Genomic DNA, 19,845 nt, shown 5'->3' on the forward strand with positions numbered 1-19,845 from the left:
AAAAGCGAGCCATACAAAAGAGGCCCCTCCCGGTCTCATTCCCGGTCCTCTAGCGGATAATTCCTCTTTCAGAGCCCTTGATAAACTCGACGAGTGTCACAATATCCTGGAGTTTATCCGCTTGCTTTTCCAATATTTCGACGGCCTGGGTGGTATTTAATCCTTCATCTAACAACTGTTTTAAAGCAAACTTAAGGACCTTGATTGTTCCTTCGGGAAAATTGTTTCTTTTCAAACCCACGAGGTTAAGGGAACGGAGCCTGGCGGGATTGCCGTCCACAAGGCAAAATGGAACCACATCTTGAACGATCTTGGAACAGCCCCCGATCATGGCAAATCTTCCAATGCGGCAGAACTGGTGAACCGCAGAAAGCCCTCCAATCGTGACGTGATCTTCGACGACGACGTGCCCGGCCAGCGTAGCGTTGTTTGAAAAAACGCAGCGGTTGCCGATCCGGCAATCATGGGCTACATGCGTATAAGCCAAAAAAACGTTGAATGAGCCAATCTCGGTACTCTGACCCCGGAACGTCGACCTGTGCACGGTAGCAAACTCACGGAAGACGTTACCGGCCCCGATCTTCAGATAGGTGGGCTCTCCTTGGTATTTCAAATCCTGGGATTTTTCGCCGATCACACAAAAGGAATAAAACTCGTTGCCCGGCCCAATTTCGACCGGCCCCTTTAAAACGACATGGGGATGGATCACGCAACCGTCCCCCACCTTAACCCCTTCCCCGATGAAGGCATAAGGGCCTACTTCCACCCCCAAGCCTAACTGTGCTTTTGGGCTTACAATCGCCGTGGGATGAATCGAAGTCTGCATTGCCGGTTTTTCTAAAAAAGCCAACCTAGGAATTTATCCCCGCCTTAGGATTACGACAAGGATACCGTTCATTGCTCCCTCCAACCCTAAAACCCTGATCCCGGCGACCGGGACCCGGGGACATCAACCTTCAACCAGGGCAAAGAGAAGTTCTCCTTCGCAAACCGTTTCCTTGTTGACATAACATTTGCCAAAGGCTTTGCCAATTTTTCCCCGCGCCTTGGTCATTTCCACTTCGATAATCAACGTATCTCCGGGCATAACCGGTTTGCGGAATTTCACTTTATCGGCGCTCATAAAATAACCGAGTTTTCCAGCGTTACCCGCTTTCCGGAGCAAAAGAATACTGGCCAGCTGGGCCATGGCTTCAATCTGGAGCACCCCGGGCATAATCGGATGGCCGGGGAAATGACCCTGGAAATAGGCTTCATTCATCGTTACCGCTTTTTGGCCGATAGCCTTAACATCGTCTTGGAAGCCAAGAACCCGATCAAGCATGAGAAAAGGATAGCGGTGAGGAAGGATTTTCATCACCTCGTTAATATCCAGGGCTCCTTCCCCAACGGGAATGTTTTCAACGGGCATTAAATGGGAAAGATAATTTTTATAGGCTTTCTGGACCTCCTTGACAAACTTGACGTTAAGAAAATGGCTGGGCCGGGCAGCGACTATCCTGGCTTTCAATCTCTTGGGGAATAGGGCGAAATCCCCGATCATATCCAAGATCTTGTGCCTGACGAACTCATTTTCAAACCGCAAGGGATCCCGGCAATAGACCTTGTCTTGCCGAATGACGATGGCGTTTTCCAAGCTCCCCCCCTTGATCAATCCTTTCTCGATGAGAGGAAGAAGTTCTTCGTAAAAAACAAACGTTCGGGCAGGGGCGATTTCGGTAACAAAACTTTGAGGATCGTATTGCCAACTGAAATACTGGGTAAAAAGCCCCCCCTGGCTTGAATGGGTGCAGCTGATCGAAAAGTTTTGAGCCGGCCAACCGGCAATGTAGGCTCCTTCTTCTCCTTCCACCCACACCGGCTCTCTCAGTTCAAAAAAAGAAACCGCTTTGGCCTGTTCGACGGTTCCCACCCGGGTGATTTCCCGGGCAAGAAACATTCCACTGCCATCCCCGATCGGCGGCTCGTTGGCATTCAACTCGATCAGGGCATTGTCGATCCCACAACCCCTCAAAACGGCCAAGACATGTTCAACCGTATGAACCTTGACATTGCCCTCCCCGATCGTTGTTGCCCGCTCTGTTTGCCTGACATTATCGACGGCGGCGACAACCGTGGGTTCATCGGGCAGGTCAACCCTTTTGAAAACATAACCGCTGTCGACCTCAGCCGGCTTGATCACCAGCTTTACCGTGTTCCCCGTGTGCAGGGATTTTCCCTCCATGCTCACCGCCTCCCGTATCGTCCTCTGCATGATCACAACTGACCCCTCCTTGTTACTCTAGTTTTCCATATAAAGAACCAATGTCGGCTTTTTGCAAGTTTCTTCTCTTGCGTTTTCAGCTAAAATTGTATTTTTTCTTCAACAATGAGTTCCGCTCCATCTGTTCAAAACCCGGTGAAAGCCCTTGGTTTTTCATGATTACATTTCCTTTTTCTCAGCGCCCTGCTACTCCTGGGAATAAAAAAGGGGGGATGGGGTTGTTTCCTTTTTTTTCATTTATCCTTCTTTTGTCGTTTATCGCCAGTGGGTGTTACAGCCAGAGAAAAATTCAAAAAGCCCAAAGACCCAGCTATCCCTTTTTCGAAGACATGGAGAAATCCGCTTTGCCGGTAGGCAAAAGAGGAGGGCTTTTCATAGAATCCAGTGCTGCCGAGCCCTCGACCTTTAACTGGCTTGTTTCTGAAGATGCCACTTCCTCTTCTTTTCTTAACCTGATGTTTGACAGCCTGCTTTCCTATAATCCCATCGAAGACAAGGTCGTCCCCGGGTTAGCCAAGAGCTGGGAAGTAGCTCCGGACAACAAGACTTTCCGCTTTATGCTGAGAAAGGGATTAACTTGGAGCGATGGGGTCCCGATTACCGCCGACGACGTCCTCTTCAGCTTTGCCTGTATTTATGATCCCCGGTTTCCTAACCGCAACGCCTATGATCTATCCGTAGGCGGCAAGCCTTTTCAAGTACAAAAGATCGACGAGCTGACCGTCCAGATCCAGACCCCTGAAATTTTCGCCCCCTTTTTACGCTACATGTCCGGGATGCCCCTCATGCCCAAACATATTCTAGAACCCTATTACAAGGATGGATCTCTACAAAACCAGTGGAACATCAGCACGGCAAAAAAAAATCCTCAATCGATTGTCGGCAGTGGGCCTTTTTTAATCCTTTCTTACAATCCCGGAGAAAGAATCGTTTTGAGTGCCAACCCGCGGTATTGGAAACGAGCCGATTATGAAATTCGGCTTCCCTACATCGATTATCTTATCGTGAAATTTGTCAAGGATGCAAACGCCAGCCTCATCGCTTTTGCATCCGGTCAAACGGACATCGAAGGGATCAGCCCGGACAACGTCGCGTGGGTGCAAAAGGGTGAAAAAATCTATCACTATACCGTTTACGACCGCGGTCCTTCCACGGCCTCTTCCTTTCTCTGGTTCAACCAAAACCCGGGAAAAAACAAAAACGCCGTCCCCTACGTGATCCCCTACAAGTTAAAATGGTTTCAAAATCGACTGTTCCGCCAGGCCGTTTCCTACGGCATTGACCGCGAAGGCATCATAGCCGGGGTGCTCTTCGGCAGGGGAACCCCTTTGTGGGGCCCGGAAACTCCCGCCAACGTCAAATGGTATAATCCCAACGTCAAGAAATACCCTTACAATCCTCGTCTTGCCTTGGAACTTCTCGAGCGGGCGGGTTTTCACAAGGATGCTTCGGGCCGACTCCTGGACCAGGATAATCATCCCGTTTCTTTTAACCTTTTAACAAACCAGGAAAACCCCATCCGTACCGCCATGGCCACGGTTTTCAAGGAAAACATGAAACAACTGGGCATCGAAGTCCACCTGCAGTTCATCGATTTTGGAACACTCGTGACAAAAATCAGCGATTCTTATGAATACGAAGCTTGCTTGCTCGGACTGACCGGAGGCGGGGACCCTGCCGACGGGATGTCCGTGTTCATGAGCAAGGGAAGGCTTCACCAGTGGTATCCCAATCAACCAGAGCCGGCCACCCCTTGGGAAGCCGAAATCGACAGGCTCATGATTGAGCAACTGACTACCCTTGACGAAGAAAAACGTCGGCGATGCTGGTTTAAGGTACAAGAAATCATGAGCGAAGAGCAACCTTACATCTACTTGGTTACCCCGAACACCTACGTGGGGTTGAAGAACAGGTGGCGCAACGTACAAATCCCTCGCATTGGACCCCTGGTATGGAATATTGAAGAAATATGGACTCCTTAATCTCCGAAAGGGATGAGAAAATGACCCCTGTTTTTTCTGAAAGCGCACTTGGACCGGTCCAGGTCGTCCTGCTGGATGGACTCCCCCTCGAGCTCAAAAGAATAGATCCCAAGACTCCAAGACTTTCTGAATTAATCGAGGATAGCCGCAGGCGCTTTCCCCTTCTTTTTGAGCAGCTTTACAGGACCCTCGTTGAAGGAGAGATCTATTTCCAACAGCTCCATCTAGAAAGGCTCCCTTCCTTTTACAAGCGGGTACTCCAACGTGTAAAAACCATTCCCAAGGGGACGGTCAAAAACTACGGTGAAATCGCTACAGAAATCGGTTCTCCCCACGGAAGCCGTGCCGTAGGATCGGCCCTGGCTAGGAATCCTCTCCCTTTGCTTATTCCCTGTCATCGGGTTGTAAAAAAAGACGGTGCAATCGGTTCTTTCAGCATGGGAGGAAGCACGCTGAAAGCAAAACTCCTTGAAAAAGAAGGGATAATCCTGGCCAAAAACCATAAATTTTGGATAAAGCAGCAAGGAACTTAAGGGAGGCCTTTTCAGCTTTCCAACTCGATCCAGCACGAGGCGGGGAGTTCGTTGCGAGGAATATCAGGCAGGGGGAAAGGACCATGGAGCAGATGCAGCCTTCGTTTTTTTGCAGCAGCCGTTTTTTGTGCCTTAAGGAGCAGATCTTTTGTTTTCCACGGCTTGTAATTTGCCGACAGCAATAAAGTGGTCTTTTCCCCGGAGCCGAGCTCAAGGATGGTTTCAAGCAGGGATTCGAAATCCCGGGCGAGAGAAAAATTGGCCCCCTTTTTCCCGCAAGAAAAAGTGGGAGGATCGAGGATGATGTGATCAAACATAATCCCTTTTTTCTTGAAAATTTTTAAAGCTTCCCTTGCGTCCATGGCCCAAAACCGGTGAACAGCCGGATCGACGCCGTTAAGCTTGTAGTTCTCTTTTCCCCATTCTAAAAACCGGGGAGATAAATCGACGTTCCAACTTTCTGCCCCGGCAAGAGCGCCACAGAGTCCAAAAGAACAACTAAAGGCAAACAGGTTTAATAGCCTTGAGACCGGCCTTTTTTTTAAAAACAGCCGGTTTTGCCTCTGGTCCATGAACAAGCCGGCCGAGCCGCCTTGATCAAAGCGAATGGAAAAGTAAAGCCCGTTTTCCCGGCAAACCGTATGCATGGGCAGGGAGCTCTCTCCATAAACAAGGCTCAAAGCGGTCGAAATGGGCTTTTCTTTTGCAAACCGTTTTTTTAAAAATATCCTCTTGCAGGGAATTCCCCGCCGTGTACACCACCCTAAAAGGCCTTCTATTAATCTTTCTTTTTCTTCCTCGTGGTTTAAAACCAATACAAAATCTTCGCCGTATCTCTCTATCCATCCGCAATTGGAGGAATGCACCCGGTGTATGTCCGTTGCCGAACGCTGAAAGTATTGAAGAATATCCGGATCAATCCACATGCCAGCTCGATCAAAGTACGGGAATAGCCGAAATCAGTTTTTTGGTATACTCCTGCTTGGGGTTTTTATAAATTTCTTCGGGTAGTCCCTCTTCCACGATTTTTCCCTTGTAGAGGACCAGGATGTAGTCGCTGATGTATTCAACGACGGCCAGGTCATGAGAAATAAAGAGATAAGAAAGATGGAGTTCCTCCTGCAGATCAAGCAATAAATTGATGATCTGGGCTTGAACCGAGACATCCAGGGCGCTGACGGGTTCATCACAAACGATCAACTGGGGATTGACCGCAATCGCACGGGCAATGCCTATCCGCTGGCGTTGTCCCCCGCTGAATTCATGGGGATAGCGAAAAATGTGATCGGCTTTAAGACCGACTTTTTCCAACAGCTCAACAATCTTCTCCCTCTTTTGGGTCTTGCTCAGGCCCGGGAAATGGATGTCCAGGGGCTCTCTAAGTATGGCTTCAACATTTAAACGAGGATTTAAAGAATTATGAGGATCTTGAAAAATCATCTGGATTTTTTTCCTGTAGGGACGGAATTGTCCCTGGGAAAGATGGTGGATCGGTGCCCCCTCGAAAAAAATAGAACCCGAGGTAGGGTTCAGCAGCTTTACAATCGCTCTTCCAATGGTGGTTTTGCCACTGCCGCTTTCTCCAACCAGGCCGACGGTCCGCCCCTTTTCAATCGAGAAAGAAACGTCGTCAACGGCTTTCACAAACTCTTTTGCCCTGCCGAAAAGCCCCTTGCGCAAGGGAAAGTACACTTTAAGCCTATCGACGCTAAGTAGGGGGGGAGTACTTGAAGAGGGGGATGTCATAGCTTGAGGGAAGATTCGATCGTGCTATAATCTATGGCTTTCAACCTTTTTCCTTTTTCTCCCAGTTTTGGAACGCAATCGATCAGGGCCCGAGTATAAGGATGGAGAGGGGAGTAAATGACTTTCTCGGTTGGTCCTTCTTCAACTACTCTTCCTCTGAACATCACCACGACCCGATCGGCAAATCCTTTGACTATGCCAAAGTTATGGGTAATGAGCAGGACGGACATCCCTAATTCTTTCTGGATCTTGGCAAACAACTCCAGTATCTGGGCTTGAATGGTCACATCAAGAGCCGTCGTGGGTTCATCGGCAACCAAAAGTTTCGGTTTACACAACAGGGCCATGGCGATCATTACCCTTTGTTGCATCCCTCCACTCAATTCATGAGGATAGCAACTCCAGACCCTTTGGCAATCCCCAATTCCCACTTTTTTGAGAACATCCATGCCCAGGGATTTCTTATCCTTGACTTGAGGCTGGTGAAGCTCGATCGCCTCCATGAGCTGAAACCCGATCGAATAAACGGGATTTAAAGAAGTTGAAGGCTCCTGGAAAACGTAGGCAATTTCCCCTCCTCGATATTTCCGCAGTTGCTTCGGCGCCAGTTTCAAAAGATCAACCCCTTCGTAGAGAATTTTTCCTCTTTTATAGAGGGCCGGAGGACTATCCAGGAGTTTTGTCAACGAAAGAGCGGTTACCGACTTGCCGCTGCCGCTTTCTCCGACAATGGCCACCGACTCCATTTTTCCAATGCCGAAACTCACCCCGGAGAGGGCCGGCTGCTCTCCCGAAGGAGTCAAGAAACTGACGTGAAGATCTTCTACCTGCAGAAGCATGGTTTTATCCTCAATGCATGCATAAAATATCACCCTCTTTTTGCCTGATACAGGCGAAACTTCGGGTCCACAAGGTCCCTTAGCACATCGCCCAGCATATTGAACGCTATAACCGTAATCAAAATTGCGACTCCGGGAGTCAACAGCCACCAGAAGTTCAACATGAAGACCTTCATATCCTGGGCCTGAGCGAGCATCAAACCCCAGGAAGAGGAGGGTTCTTGTATTCCAAGACCCAGGAAACTCAAGGCCGCTTCACCAAGAATATACCCGGGGATAGACAAAGCCGCCGACACGAGCAGGTAACTTGCCAAGTTGGGAAGCAAATGCTTAAGGAGAATGCGCAAGGAAGATTGACCGAGAACGACGGCGGCATCGACAAAAGTCTGTGAACGGAGGGAAAGGACCAGTCCCCTTATGACCCGTGCAAACCCTGACCAACCGATGAAGCTCAATATGATCACGATAAGAAAATAAACTTGGGCTGAGCTAAACTTAACCCCGAAGACTCCCCTTAAAGCCAGGAGTAAATACAAGCCGGGAACGGCCATGAGAAATTCCGTAAGCCGCATCACCACGTTGTCGAACCATCCCCCATAATACCCGGACAACCCTCCAATCAAAAGCCCCAAGACCAAGGTTAGGCTAACGCCGATTACCCCTATGCTTAAGGAAACCTGCGAACCATAAACAAGCCGAGAAAAAACGTCTCTGCCGGTGCTATCACTGCCCAAAAGATAAACCCGATCGGGTTTATCTACTCCGAAAAGATGGATATCCGCGGGGATTATGCCCATAAAGCGGTAGGAATATCCATGGATAAACCATTTCAAGGGAGAGCATTCCCCGGGTATCTCTTTATAGCTGGCAGAGGTCGGATCGACATTCCTGTAGCGAGCCACTTGCCACCGTCCATCCTTCCAGTATATCTTTGTCGGGGGATGGTAAGTCCTCTTAAGGTCTTGATCCGAGGGTTCGTAAGGAGCAAGAAAGGGAGCTAAAAACGCGGTCAAATAGAGAATAAGCAGAATAAAAGAAGAGAGCGCCCCCAGGGGGTGGCCTAAGACTTCTTTAATAAATGATCTTTTATCTTTCATGACGAACAACCCGTGGATCCACCCATGCCAATAGAATATCCGCTGCAAGATTACCGACCACGAGCAATACACAACTAAAGACGACCGATCCCAGGACGACAAATTGATCTTGTTTCATTAATGCCGAATAGATCAGTTGACCAATCCCAGGGTAATTCATTATGTTTTCGACCAGCAAGGATCCGCTCAACAACCCGGCAATGACGTAACCAAATGTGCTGATCAAGGGGTTGATGGCATTACGGAAAACATGCCTGAACATGACCAGGCTTTCCGGTAGACCTTTTGCCCTGGCCGTCAAGACATATTCAGCTCGGATCGCATCCAAGAAACTCCCTCTCATGATCCGCATCATGTTCGCTATCCCTCCCACGCTCAGGACAACCGTGGGCAGCACCAAATGATAAGCTATATCTAGCCACTGATCCAACGGGGAAAGAAAGGGATATTCTATGGATGTTAATCCGCCGATGGGGAACCATCCCGTTCTTGCAGCAAAGTAGACGGCCAATAGGGCGAGAAAAAATTCAGGGAAAGAAATCGAAATATAGGCAAAAAAAGAACTGAGCCGATCTATAAAAGAATCTTTATACATAGCCGCCAAAACCCCAACCGGTATGGCGATACACCAAGCCAGGGCCAAGGAAGAAAGATTCAACAACAGGGTGGCTTGGACCCTTTGCAAAAGCAATTCAATGACCGACATTTTGTAAGTCCAGGAATAACCGAAGTCCCCATGAATGACGTTCATCAACCAGAGCAAATAGCGTTCATACCAGGGCTTATCGAGACCGAATTTCTTTTCAAGAGCGGCAATCATTTCTGGACTGATATCCCTTTCGGCTTTCAGTGGAGTCAAGTAATTGGTTTGGGTCAAGGACATCAAGAAAAAAACCATGAAGGTCACCCCGAGTAAAAGGGGAATAAGGGCTAAAAGTCTGCGGATAATAAAAAGGATCATAATCCACTTGTAAAGAAAAAGAGGCTTAAAGCCCCCACTTGCAGATCAACGGCTAAAGGCTATGATAGAAAAAACTCTTGCATAATTTGAAATCAAACTCAATGTACAAGAAACTACCCTATGTCTTACTCATTGCTTTATTTCTTGGTTTAGGAATTATTATCGTGGCTTTTCTTTCTATCATCAATTTTTATCTTTCGAGTCAAGGCTTTAGAGATTTTCTCTCCCAAAAAATCCAAAACGTTATTCAGGTTAAAGGACAATTTAGCCCCATTTATATCCAAGGCAACAGCCTTTCCGCCCAAAAATACCAGGGTTACGGGGAACCTTCCAGTCCCATAAAAGAGATAGAGGCTAGTTCTATCGACTGCCAGCTTCTTTTGCGCAAGCTTTTCTCCAGGCTACTCTATATCCAAGAACTGAAAGTAGAGAATCTCCAAGTCCAATTCAAAGAACAGGATTTAACCACCCAACCGTCCTCCCCATCCCTTGTCCCTCCTTCAACCCTCAAAGAAAAGGAAGAAAAAACAGCTCCCTTTTACAAAAATTTTGTTCCCAGAAAAGTAGAATGGGGGCGGATCATCATCCAGAACAGCCTGATCAGGTGGCCTAAAAGCATTGCCGGGGGAGGAAGGCTAGAGAATGCCGCTCTTGAGCTGGACAAATCCGAAGGAACGGACATGTGGATAGGCCGGGGAACGGGAGGAAATCTTTATATCAGCAGCTACCCCCCTTTCAAAGTAAAGGAACTTTTTTTCAAGCTCTTTTCTGACCATTGTTACATCCAAAGGCTGGTTCTTCTCAACGAACAAAAGGGTGAAGTCGAGTTAAGCGGCCGGTGGAATTGGGAAAACAAGGAAAAAAACATCGAAATTCACTTGAAGGCCCTTCCCCTTCCCTTGTTCCTTCCCCCCTCCTGGAAAGGCAAAATCGACGGCAACCTCTACGGGAAAACTTTTTTGTGTGAATCCCGGAGCATGGAAACTTCCCTGGAAGGAGAGATCCATTTAGAAAACGGTCTCATTGGCGAACTGCCCCTGCTGGCCTCCTTGGCTTTATTTGGGACAAAAAATACTGTTCCCCTTGACTTGGCCAAGGCCGATCTTTTTGTGTCGAAGAGCAAAACCGAATTTAATCACATCACACTGGAGGCCAGGGGAAAAATGAAATTAGAAGGCCAAGTAGAAATAGAGGGAGATCAAATTCGAGGACAACTCTTGGCAGGACTAAACCCTAAACAACTCGAACTTTTACCCGGGGCCAAGCAGAAAGTTTTTGTCCAGGAAAAAGAGGGCTATCAATGGACAACGGTAAACATCTCAGGCTCTGTAGAGGATCCCAAAGAAGATCTTACCCCAAGATTAACGGCTGCTGCCGCGGCCGCACTAAAGGAAAGTGCAAGCCAAATACTTAAATCGACTTTGGATTTTTTAAAAAAAATCCAAACCCCTAACTCTTCTCCATGAAGGCCCACTTGAGGAGGCGGCGGCAATAAAGGATCTATCCCTCCCTGGGAATTTCTTTCCTGCGGCGATTTTTTTCTATCATGAAGCCCCGTTTACCTTGGTCAAGTTTTCCGGCCAACTTGTAGTTTATCCCGTAGCCTTCCAATTCTCGATCCAGGGCCGTATCTCCAGGACGGCCGCCTAGAGTTTTGCTGAAGTGCAAAGCCCCGTTGTATGAGAGGGCCAGGGAGCGGGAATTGTCCTTGGCGATCTTGTAGCGGTTCCTGCCCATCACCTTCTCTCTGCAGCTGATGAATCCAGGGATAAGGAATTCGGCCCCTGCACAAAAATCCTTAAAATCTCCCCATGTCCAATCCCTCAAGGGTAAACCTACACAGAAAATACGCATGGGATGATGAATCTCTAGCCCATGGAGAGGAGTGTTTTCGCCTGGAATATGGCGATCCCTGTCCGGAGAAAGGACATGATCAAAGATGTTCAAAAATTGGTCTGATACTTGGGAAATCTCATCTTTTCTTTGATCAAAAAGTTCCTTGTTTTCCCTTTCAAGATATTCCGTTAAAAAGCTTTTGAATCGGTCCCTAAGTTCCCTTTTTTCTTTTCCCAAAGGAAGGTTTTTCATCCGTTCCCGGTAGCGGTCCACTCCTGGCTGGAGCTCTTCCGGCAGCTTGACTTGAATATACAGCTCTCCCTCATCTATCGCCTTGAGTTGATCCGCCAAGGGCGAATCGATCCATAAAAACGCTTCCCTTTTCTTTCCTTCCGCCATTCCACCGTCAGGCGGCTTTGAGAATTTCCTTGCATTCCTTGTTTAAGAAAATCCGGTAATCTGCCAGCCCTGCGATTTCCCCTTGGATTTTTCTGACTTCGTCATCTCTCTCGTCTTTTTTTTTTCTTTAGGAAGTCGGTCGTCATTCTCCTAAAGGTGAAGGATCCGGTCCACGTAGGGCTGGAATTCGGGAGGAAGCTCGAGGGCTATCCCCCCTCATTTTCTTTTCGAAAGAGGTTTGGAAGCTGCTCGAGAAGAAGCTTCCAGTAGTCGTGGGGTTCGTTATTCTCATCACCGCAAGCATGCCTTTCCCCCACCAAGTGGACGGGGCCAAGCTTGGGTCTTTGCCAGGGGAAAAGGGGTAGCCCGTTTTCCCCGAAGATTTCCCGGAGAGCGGTCCATAAGACGGCAAGGTCGAGGAAGAGGGTCTTATTTTAATCTATAGGGATGGATTAAAGCAAAACGCTCCTTTTCCAATTCAGCCTCTCGACAAGAAGGATCTCTGTAGCCTTGATTTTCAGGTCTCTTCCCCCACCGATGCTTATCCTGTTTCTTATGCCGCTCATTTCTACTTCTCAGCCGCCTGCCAGGGAAACCTCTCCCAACTAGGCGTTTTTTCCCTATAATCTTTTCACCAAGCCAAGGGGAAGAGGAGATGAAAAAGAGAAACCCATTGAGGCTGTTATTTGCTTTTTTCTCCAACAATTTGCCACAGCGGCCCCTGTTTTCCCTCAACCACCACCTTTTCTTTCCTTGTGATTTTGTTATAGCTCACCAGGGCCACTACCGCCATAAAGATGAGAAGGATGAGAAAATCAAAAAGTCGAAGAATGAACCTGCTCATAAAAGTCGAGTATTTTGCCTCTCCAAGGCCTTAAGAAAAAGAAGGAGATAGCGGAATTTTAGCCCAGGCCTGAAGAGTTAAGCTGTAATAAAGGACGGTTTTGATTCGTTGTCAAACTTTAATATGGAACCATAAAAGGCTAAGCCCGGCTTTTTCGGATCGATCTTGATTTTTTCTTTGAACTTCTTTTCCTGTTCCTTTACATTGATTACCTTTTATTAAAAAGGTCTTTGCCGCTTGGATAAGCTGCAAGGAAAAGACATAAAGAAAATTTAAGGGGGAGGCCCTTTAATGGGATGAGCCAGCTAGCTTGCTCCCTTTTTTCACCAACCTGAAAGATGCAACCCAAAGAGGATCTAGCTGCAATTAAAGCTTTATTCGAAGAGAATGGTTCTTTTGTCATTCTTTCCCATTGCAGGCCCGACGGCGATGCCTACGGTTCGGCCATCGGCCTAGCACTCGTATTAAAAGGTATCGGTAAAAAAGTTGAAGTGTACGTAGAAGAAGGACTGCAAGAACACTTTCAATTTTTACCCGGCTCCTCGCTTCTTAAACCCACGCCCAAGGAAGCTCCAGGACCTTCTACAAAAATTATCCTTGTGGATTGTTCCAACGAGCGCCGCCCCGGTCTTTATTTCGAGTCCTGGCGTCGGAAAGCCGATCTGAATTTCGATCATCACATCGATAACACGCGATTTGCTTCCCTGAACGTGGTCGAGCCCCAAGCCTCCTCGACAAGCGAAGTGATCTTTAAATGCATCGAAAGGCTGTCGCTGCCCTGTTCGAAGGAGGCGGCCTCCAACTTTTACGTCGGGCTGCTGACCGATACCAACGGATTTTGTTTTCGCTCCTTGCTGCCGGAAACCTTTGAACTGGCGGCAAAACTGGTGCGGCTGGGCGCCGATCCCGAAGAGCTTTCCCTTCGTTCTTTTAGGAATTACCCCCTGTCCCGGTTTTTCCTGTTGAGAGAAGTTTTAAATCAAACCCAATTTGTAGAGAACGCCCAAGTCGCCTATTACATCCTTACCCAGGATATGTACCAGAGAACGGGATCGAGCCCTGGAGAATCTGAAAATTTTCTTTATTATCTTCAAATGGTCAATTCGGTCGCTGTTGCCTTCATGCTCGAAGAGCTTTCGCCCGTGCTCACCCGTTTAAGCTTGCGTTCTTCAAAACAGTTTGACGTGCGCACCGTCGCTTCCAAGTTTGGGGGAGGCGGGCATAAGCAGGCCGCGGGAGCACGCTTGAAACTGGGACTAAAAGACGCTCTAAAAGCCGTTTTATCTGAAATCCAGGCTTTGCTCAATTCAACATGCTAAAAACAACTCTTCAAGACACAGCACATGGATATAGACGGGGTATTACTGGTAGATAAACCTAAAGGCTTTACGTCCCATGACGTGGTCGATTTTGTAAGGAAAAAATTCAAAATTAAAAAAGTCGGTCATTGCGGGACCTTGGATCCCCTGGCTACAGGGTTGCTTGTGCTCGTTTTAGGGAAAGCCACCAAGATTCAAGATTTGCTCATGTCTGAAGACAAGCGCTACGAAGGGGTATTGCGGCTCGGGCAATCAACATTAACCCAAGATTCCGATGGGCAACTCGTCGAAGAAAAGCCCGTTCCCCCCCTTTCTTTGGAAGAAATTAAGAAAGTTTTTGATCGCTATGTCGGGGATTTTTACCAGGTCCCGCCCATGATCTCGGCTATCAAAAGCCATGGTGTGCCCCTCTACAAGCTGGCCAGGGAAGGAAAAGAAATCGAAAGGAAGCCCCGCCTCGTCCACGTTTACAGCTATGAGATTAAGAAATGGGATTCTCCCTTCATACATTTTGAAGTTGTTTGCGGAAAGGGATTTTACGTCCGCACCTACTGCCATGACATTGGGCAGGATTTGGGTTGTGGAGGGCACCTTTTTTCTCTAGTACGCCTCCAATCCGGAAATTTCAAGTTGAACCAGGCTCTTTCTTTTGATTTCCTTAATTCTTTAAAGAGCCCCGAAGAACTTTTAAACCATGTGCTTACCCTCCCCCAAGTCTCAAGAATCCGCAGGCAATGAAAAAGACGTTCCCTTGGCTGACGATCCTCAACAAGTAGAGGTCTTCTCCTTTTTTGCCCTTGGAGAAAATCCCCAAATAGAGAATATCGCCATAGGGGTTTTTGACGGTCTCCACCTGGGCCATCAGAAGATCCTAGAAAGACTGCTTTCCTTGGGCACTGCGGAAAACTGCCTTGTTTTAAGCTTCGATCCCCACCCCTTGGCGGTTATTTCCCCCGAGCAGGCTCCCCCTTCACTGCTTTCCCTATCCCAGAAAAAAAACCTCCTCCATTTATACGGGATCAAGCATATCCTGTTTGTTCAGTTCGATCAAAGATTGAGGCAACTTCGAGCGGAACTCTTTTTAATCACGCTGAAAAAAATCTTTCCAAGACTGCGAGCTGTCGTCGTGGGCGAAGATTTTCGATTTGGCTTGAATGCCGAGGGCAACGTGGCTTTCTTAAAGGAAAGGGGAAGAAATTTAAGGGTTCAAACCGTGGTTGTTCCTCCTTTAATCCGATACGGAGAACCGATCTCCAGTACAAGAATCAGAAAAGCGATCGTCCAAAGAAACTTCTGGCTTGCCTCGGAGCTGCTCGGCCGCAGTTACAAAATCGAGGGATATGTTGCGGCGGGACGGGGTGCAGGCAAGGAAATAGGCTTCCCGACAGCCAATCTCGAGGGCATTGCCCAGCTCCTGCCTCCTCCCGGGGTATACGGCTGCCAAGTTGAATACAAAAATGAATTTTTTTTCGGCGTTGCCAACTACGGTCGAAGACCAACAGTACAGGATGGGGGGGAGCTTGTGCTGGAAGTTCATCTCCTCAATTTCAGTGGAGATCTCTACGGTGAGAAACTTTCCCTGTTCAACTTCCAGTTCCTGAGGGAAGAAAAAAAATTTCTTTCCTTACCCGAGCTTAAATCGCAGATAGAAAAAGATATCCAGAAAGCAAAGGAATTTTTTATGCCGAAGTTCTTTTAATTATCCCAAAAGGGCTTTGGCCGTAGCCTGGGTTATGCTAAAAAAAACCTTGCCCCTCTCTCATGTTCAACCCTGCTAAAATCCCTACCCTTGTATTTTGGGTCCGGCTTTCAAAGGTCCTCATCCTTTTGTTCTTTTCCCTTTATTTTCTCTTGACCGCTCTTGATAATGTGCTGGACTACGAAGCCAACTTCCAGTTTGTCCATCACATCTTGTTCATGGATTCCATTCCCCAAGGCTCTCCCCTTCACTCTCGCGCCTGGAAATCCCACAACCTGGAGCTTCTCATCTACAACTGCCTTATCGCGTGGGAGGGAAGTTGCGGGAGTATCCTTTTTTGGGGCACAGGACTGCTTTTTAAAAACCTTTTTAGATCGAGGGAGGATTTTCATCGTGCCAAAAGCTGGGGAACCATCGGCCTTTTTCTTGGACTTTGTGGATGGCTCTTTTTTTTCATTCTTGGAGGGGGGGAATGGTTCCAGATGTGGAGGAGCCCGGCGTTCAATGCCTTGCCCCAAGCTTTTAGAATGGCTATTTTAACCCTGGTTTTTTTCTTTTTCTTTGTGCAACCCGAACCCGAAGAGAACCGCTTCCTTCAGATGTAAAATTTTTTTACAAAAAAATTTGACAACTCTTTTTTAAAAGAATATTCGCTAGCAAGAAAACGAAATCCCTGGCAATGGAGTTTGCCGTCCCGCCGGTTCGAAGTACTTGGGAAAACCTCCTTTCTTGAAAAGAAAGGCTGATAACTCCTACTTCAACAACCTGGGATGCAAACAGATGAAATTCATACGAAGGGGCAAGCCAAAAAAAGTTATCCTCCTTCCCTTTTTGCACGGCCCTCCTCCCCTCCTTCTTCTTTTCTCCCCATGGATTTTGGGCTCAACTTTTATTAGCCTCGTGGGCTGTTCGGTCGGTCCCGATTACAAGCCTCCCAAGCTCGAGGTTCCCCAAAACTGGAAATGGGGAGAACAAAAACCCGATCCCAAAGGCTCCCATTCCAGGGAAAAGCCGCAAATCGAAGAGAAAAAAACAGCCTGGGGAGGCAATGACCTGCAAGGCGAAGAAAATATAAAAAGAGCGATTGAAGAAGCCAGGAAAAACCCGGGAAAGTGGAAGTTGGCTGCCCCCAAGGATTTCGTCAAAAAAGGGCAGTGGTGGAAGATCTTCAACGATCCGGTCCTTGATCAACTCGAAGCCGAGGCCGAAGTAGCAAACCAACAGATTAAAATGGCAATGGCCAACGTCATTGAAGCCCGTGCAGGAGTAGGAGCGGCCTTAAGTGCTTTTTTCCCCCATACCAATTTCACTCCCAGCTACCAGCGCTGGAAACTCAAAACCCATCTTCCCTGGCTTCCTTTCATTTTGCCTGAACCTATTTTTTCCACCGTTCCCTTGCTGGGCCAGAATGGCATCCCTATCCCTTCGGGCTCCATCATCGGATCGACCCAATACTATGGTTTTCAGCCTACCCTGAACATGTGGCAGGTCTACCTTAACTCCAACTGGGAACTCGACATATGGGGGAAATTAAGAAGGCAGCTCGAAGCGGCCAAGGCCGAGGCTCAAGCTTCGCAAGCCGAACTGGAAGGAATGAAACTGACGATCCATGCCGACGTGGCCCAGGCTTATTACCTGTTGCGATATATCGACAGCCAGCTCGAAGTCATGGAGCGGATGATCCATGTTTACGAAGACAACCTGAAAAGAGTTGAAATTCGGTTCAAAAGCGGGCTATCCAACGAGTTGGATCTAGCCAGGGCAAAAACCGATCTTTCCCGGATAAAAGCACAGTATATAGCCCTGGAAAGCCATAGGGCGAAAGTAGAAAACTCCATTGCCCGGCTCCTGGGCCAACCCGCTTCAACCTTCCATTTTCCAAGGAAACCCCTTAAAGAAGATCCTCCTCATGTTCCCCAAAGTCTACCCTCGGACATTTTAGAGCAAAGGCCGGATATAGCCCAGGCTGAAAGGGAAATGGCGGCGACCAACGCCATGATCGGGGTAGCCTATGCCGCTTATTTTCCCTCGGTCAATCTCAATGCTTATTTTGGTTTTTTCAATACCGACTTTGGCCAGCTCTTTACCTGGCCTTCCAATTCATGGATTTATGGACCTTTAATCGATCTGCCGATTTTTGAAGGCGGCCGATTATTGGCCAACTTGATGCAGGCCCGGGCGGCGTATGAAAAAGCGGTTGCTTCCTATAGAGAAACCATTCTTTCGGCGTTTGAAGAAGTAGAAAATGCTTTAATAGGCATGCGGTTGCTGGAAGAAGAGCAAAAAGTCGAAGACGAAGTGGTAGCCTCCGCAAAAAAACAGTATGACCTGGCCCTAGACAGGTTTCAAAGAGGTCTTTCCCATTACATCGAAGTCGATACCACCGAAAGCGTCTGGCTTAATGCCATACTTACGGATATCGCCTTGCGCGGGGAAAGATTCATCGTCAGGATTGCCCTCATTCGAGCCTTTGGTGGAGGATGGGCGGACAGTTCAATGAAAAAACCATCCTTCCAACAAAACCAGTCCAAAAACTGATCAAAAATGCAAAGAAAAGAGAACTTTTGAGTTGAAAATAAATCAATCCAAGCTTATAAAAAAAACAGCTTACTCTTATTGGGCGATGGGGCTCGCCGACCGTTAACCGCCGTTCTTTTCAAAGAAGGCTGATAGCTCCTACCTCTAAACTAAAAAAAACAATGAGAATGGGGCGGAAAACGGTCAACTTTAGAATCAATTTCAACTCCTTCTTTTTTTTCTTTTCCTTGTTCCAAGGGAAAGGGCTGGGTTTTAGCCACCGGCAATGAATAATTCCCCTAAACTTTTTCTTCTTTTCAGCCTCTATTTTATCCTCCAGTGTTTCTGTTTTTTTCAATCCGGCTCCTATACCGACATCATTCCCTATGCCACGGCTGAACTGGGACAAAGCCAAAGCCATGGAGCATGGACCAATGGATTTTTCTTCCTGGGGCAAGGTCTCGGACTGTTGATGGCCACCCCTCTTAGCCTTCGCTACGGAAGAAAAAAAACGGTCCTTTTCTTTTCTTCTTTTCTTGCGGCCAGCAGCCTTTTCTGCGCATGGGCCCCTGATTTCTACCTATTTTTGGGAGGACGATTCCTGCAAGGCCTCAGTTGTGGCCTGCTGATCATCAACTCTCAAAGCCTCATGTTTGAAAATACCCCTGATCCATGGAGGGTATTTCCCTTGATGCTCGGGGCCGTGGCCAGCGTTCTTCCTTTTACGATCGGGCCCTCCCTCGGCGGCTATGGCAAAGAGTATTGGGGAAGGGAAGCAAGCAGTTGGAGATATTGGTTCTATGGAACTGCCCTTCTCTTTGTCATCCTTAGCTTTCTTTTCCACATCCTGTTTAAAGAAACCGAAGCGGTTGCAAAAAAGAAGCCCTGGGATTGGGCAGGATTTATCCTTCTTTTTCTAAGCCTGGGCGCTGCACAAACGATTTTCAACATGGGGGATGATTACGAGTGGTTTATTTCTCCGATTATCAAGTTTTTATTCCTGTTGGGGATCGGTTGTCTTCTGAGTCTTTTTGTCGTGGAATTGAACCGGAAAAACCCTTTTATCCCGGTTCGGCTTTTTTTAAGAAAAAATTTTTTTATCGGCTCCCTATGCTTAACGGTTGGCTTTCTCTTTTTTTACGGCCTATGGACAACGCTCCTTGTCCGGCTTCAAAACCAAAACCTTTTCCCTCCTCACCGGGCGGGAACCCTTTTTGTGGGCATGGCCCTGTTTTCTACCCCAATCTCTTTCCTCCTTCCCAGGCTTGCGGGGAAAATGAGAAGTCCTCTCTATGCTTTCATCGTATTCGTTCTCCTGGGTGTTCTATACACCTGGATGGGATATTTCGACTTCTACCAGAAAAGGTGGTTTTGGATGCAGTCCCCCTTGATTTTTGTTATCCAGGGAATCGCCTTAGGCCTTTTTTTTATTCCCCTGACAAACCTGATCATTTCAGGCCTTTGCCCTAAAAACCAACTCCAGGCCATTGAACTTTCCAGCAGCATGCGGATCATCGGCCAGGGCTGGGCTTCCCCGATCATCGGTACGATCCTCTACCACCGGATCGTCTTTCACAAGATGCGCCTGGATGAATGGTTGCATGCCGGCCATCCCTACTTGATGGAGTATTATTCAAAGTTCAAAGAGCAAGGAATCGGTAGAGAAATAGCTTTAAAAATTCTCGATCAATCCGCCCTCTCTCACGCCTTTATCCTGAGCCTCAACGACGCCTTTCGATTTTGCGGAATCGGTTTCCTTGTTTTATCCGGAGTAATCCTATTGGCCAAAGAACGACGAGATCAAATCTAG

The 19,845-nt window shown here is 47.7% G+C and carries 18 protein-coding genes and 2 riboswitches; of the genes, 9 read left to right on the forward strand and 9 right to left on the reverse strand.

Annotated elements, in window-relative coordinates:
- Positions 1–49: 49 nt before the first annotated feature.
- On the reverse strand, positions 50–826 hold the full coding sequence (lpxA, locus tag MINF_RS09385; protein ID WP_048810543.1) for an acyl-ACP--UDP-N-acetylglucosamine O-acyltransferase: 777 nt from the start codon (positions 824–826) through the stop codon (positions 50–52).
- 123 nt (positions 827–949) lie between these two features.
- Positions 950–2,254 carry a bifunctional UDP-3-O-[3-hydroxymyristoyl] N-acetylglucosamine deacetylase/3-hydroxyacyl-ACP dehydratase gene (locus MINF_RS09390; RefSeq protein ID WP_048810337.1) on the reverse strand — a complete coding sequence of 435 codons (1,305 nt, stop codon included), beginning with the start codon at positions 2,252–2,254 and terminating at the stop codon, positions 950–952.
- 164 nt (positions 2,255–2,418) lie between these two features.
- On the opposite strand from MINF_RS09390, the gene MINF_RS09395 reads away from it, so the two are divergent.
- Both MINF_RS09395 and MINF_RS09400 read left to right on the forward strand, forming a co-directional pair.
- Positions 2,419–4,245 (forward strand): ABC transporter substrate-binding protein, encoded by a 1,827-nt coding sequence (locus MINF_RS09395; RefSeq protein ID WP_202943639.1) that lies wholly within the window; start codon positions 2,419–2,421, stop codon positions 4,243–4,245.
- Positions 4,233–4,778, forward strand: coding sequence for an MGMT family protein (locus MINF_RS09400; protein WP_012464469.1), 546 nt, complete (start codon positions 4,233–4,235; stop codon positions 4,776–4,778). Before MINF_RS09395 ends, MINF_RS09400 begins: the two co-directional genes overlap by 13 nt.
- Before the next feature lie 11 nt (positions 4,779–4,789).
- Here the strand turns inward: MINF_RS09400 and MINF_RS09405 are convergent, their stop codons facing one another.
- From MINF_RS09405 to MINF_RS09425, 5 genes are read right to left on the reverse strand one after another with little or no spacing between them, the layout of a single operon-like run.
- Positions 4,790–5,704, reverse strand: a complete 915-nt coding sequence (locus tag MINF_RS09405; RefSeq protein ID WP_012464470.1) for a class I SAM-dependent methyltransferase — start codon at positions 5,702–5,704, stop codon at positions 4,790–4,792.
- A 10-nt stretch (positions 5,705–5,714) separates the two neighbouring features.
- Positions 5,715–6,524 carry an ABC transporter ATP-binding protein gene (locus MINF_RS09410; RefSeq protein WP_012464471.1) on the reverse strand — a complete coding sequence of 270 codons (810 nt, stop codon included), beginning with the start codon at positions 6,522–6,524 and terminating at the stop codon, positions 5,715–5,717.
- Complete coding sequence (locus tag MINF_RS09415; RefSeq protein ID WP_148205234.1) at positions 6,521–7,363, reverse strand: ABC transporter ATP-binding protein; 843 nt, start codon at positions 7,361–7,363, stop codon at positions 6,521–6,523. The genes MINF_RS09410 and MINF_RS09415 overlap by 4 nt, the downstream gene beginning before the upstream one ends.
- Positions 7,364–7,392: 29 nt before the next feature.
- Complete coding sequence (locus tag MINF_RS09420) at positions 7,393–8,460, reverse strand: ABC transporter permease (protein ID WP_048810338.1); 1,068 nt, start codon at positions 8,458–8,460, stop codon at positions 7,393–7,395.
- Positions 8,450–9,421: an ABC transporter permease gene (locus tag MINF_RS09425; RefSeq protein WP_012464474.1), complete on the reverse strand. Its 972-nt coding sequence runs from the start codon at positions 9,419–9,421 to the stop codon at positions 8,450–8,452. The genes MINF_RS09420 and MINF_RS09425 overlap by 11 nt, the downstream gene beginning before the upstream one ends.
- Before the next feature lie 86 nt (positions 9,422–9,507).
- Here MINF_RS09425 and MINF_RS09430 point away from each other — a divergent pair, with 86 nt between their 5' ends.
- Positions 9,508–10,887 carry a hypothetical protein gene (locus MINF_RS09430; RefSeq protein WP_238523483.1) on the forward strand — a complete coding sequence of 460 codons (1,380 nt, stop codon included), beginning with the start codon at positions 9,508–9,510 and terminating at the stop codon, positions 10,885–10,887.
- Between the two features lie 34 nt (positions 10,888–10,921).
- Here the strand turns inward: MINF_RS09430 and MINF_RS09435 are convergent, their stop codons facing one another.
- A complete protein-coding gene (locus MINF_RS09435) occupies positions 10,922–11,656 on the reverse strand; it encodes a hypothetical protein (RefSeq protein WP_012464476.1) in 735 nt (244 codons plus the stop codon).
- A 682-nt stretch (positions 11,657–12,338) separates the two neighbouring features.
- Positions 12,339–12,500 (reverse strand): hypothetical protein, encoded by a 162-nt coding sequence (locus tag MINF_RS11515; RefSeq protein WP_012464479.1) that lies wholly within the window; start codon positions 12,498–12,500, stop codon positions 12,339–12,341.
- Positions 12,501–12,838: 338 nt separating this feature from the next.
- Here MINF_RS11515 and MINF_RS09450 point away from each other — a divergent pair, with 338 nt between their 5' ends.
- From MINF_RS09450 to MINF_RS09480, 6 genes are all read left to right on the forward strand, one after another.
- Positions 12,839–13,819, forward strand: a complete 981-nt coding sequence (locus MINF_RS09450; RefSeq protein WP_012464481.1) for a DHH family phosphoesterase — start codon at positions 12,839–12,841, stop codon at positions 13,817–13,819.
- A 24-nt stretch (positions 13,820–13,843) separates the two neighbouring features.
- Positions 13,844–14,557: a tRNA pseudouridine(55) synthase TruB gene (truB, locus tag MINF_RS09455; RefSeq protein ID WP_012464482.1), complete on the forward strand. Its 714-nt coding sequence runs from the start codon at positions 13,844–13,846 to the stop codon at positions 14,555–14,557.
- Positions 14,514–15,518, forward strand: a complete 1,005-nt coding sequence (locus MINF_RS09460) for a bifunctional riboflavin kinase/FAD synthetase (protein WP_012464483.1) — start codon at positions 14,514–14,516, stop codon at positions 15,516–15,518. The genes truB and MINF_RS09460 overlap by 44 nt, the downstream gene beginning before the upstream one ends.
- 62 nt (positions 15,519–15,580) lie before the next feature.
- Positions 15,581–16,123: a DUF2165 family protein gene (locus MINF_RS09465; protein ID WP_012464484.1), complete on the forward strand. Its 543-nt coding sequence runs from the start codon at positions 15,581–15,583 to the stop codon at positions 16,121–16,123.
- Positions 16,124–16,184: 61 nt separating this feature from the next.
- Positions 16,185–16,280: riboswitch (Fluoride riboswitch) on the forward strand.
- Positions 16,281–16,298: 18 nt separating this feature from the next.
- Positions 16,299–18,056: an efflux transporter outer membrane subunit gene (locus MINF_RS09475; protein WP_148205360.1), complete on the forward strand. Its 1,758-nt coding sequence runs from the start codon at positions 16,299–16,301 to the stop codon at positions 18,054–18,056.
- Between the two features lie 72 nt (positions 18,057–18,128).
- Positions 18,129–18,204, forward strand: a riboswitch (Fluoride riboswitch).
- Between the two features lie 117 nt (positions 18,205–18,321).
- Positions 18,322–19,845, forward strand: coding sequence for an MFS transporter (locus MINF_RS09480; RefSeq protein ID WP_079200449.1), 1,524 nt, complete (start codon positions 18,322–18,324; stop codon positions 19,843–19,845).

Source organism: Methylacidiphilum infernorum V4 (genome assembly GCF_000019665.1).
GTDB classification, from domain to species: domain Bacteria; phylum Verrucomicrobiota; class Verrucomicrobiia; order Methylacidiphilales; family Methylacidiphilaceae; genus Methylacidiphilum; species Methylacidiphilum infernorum.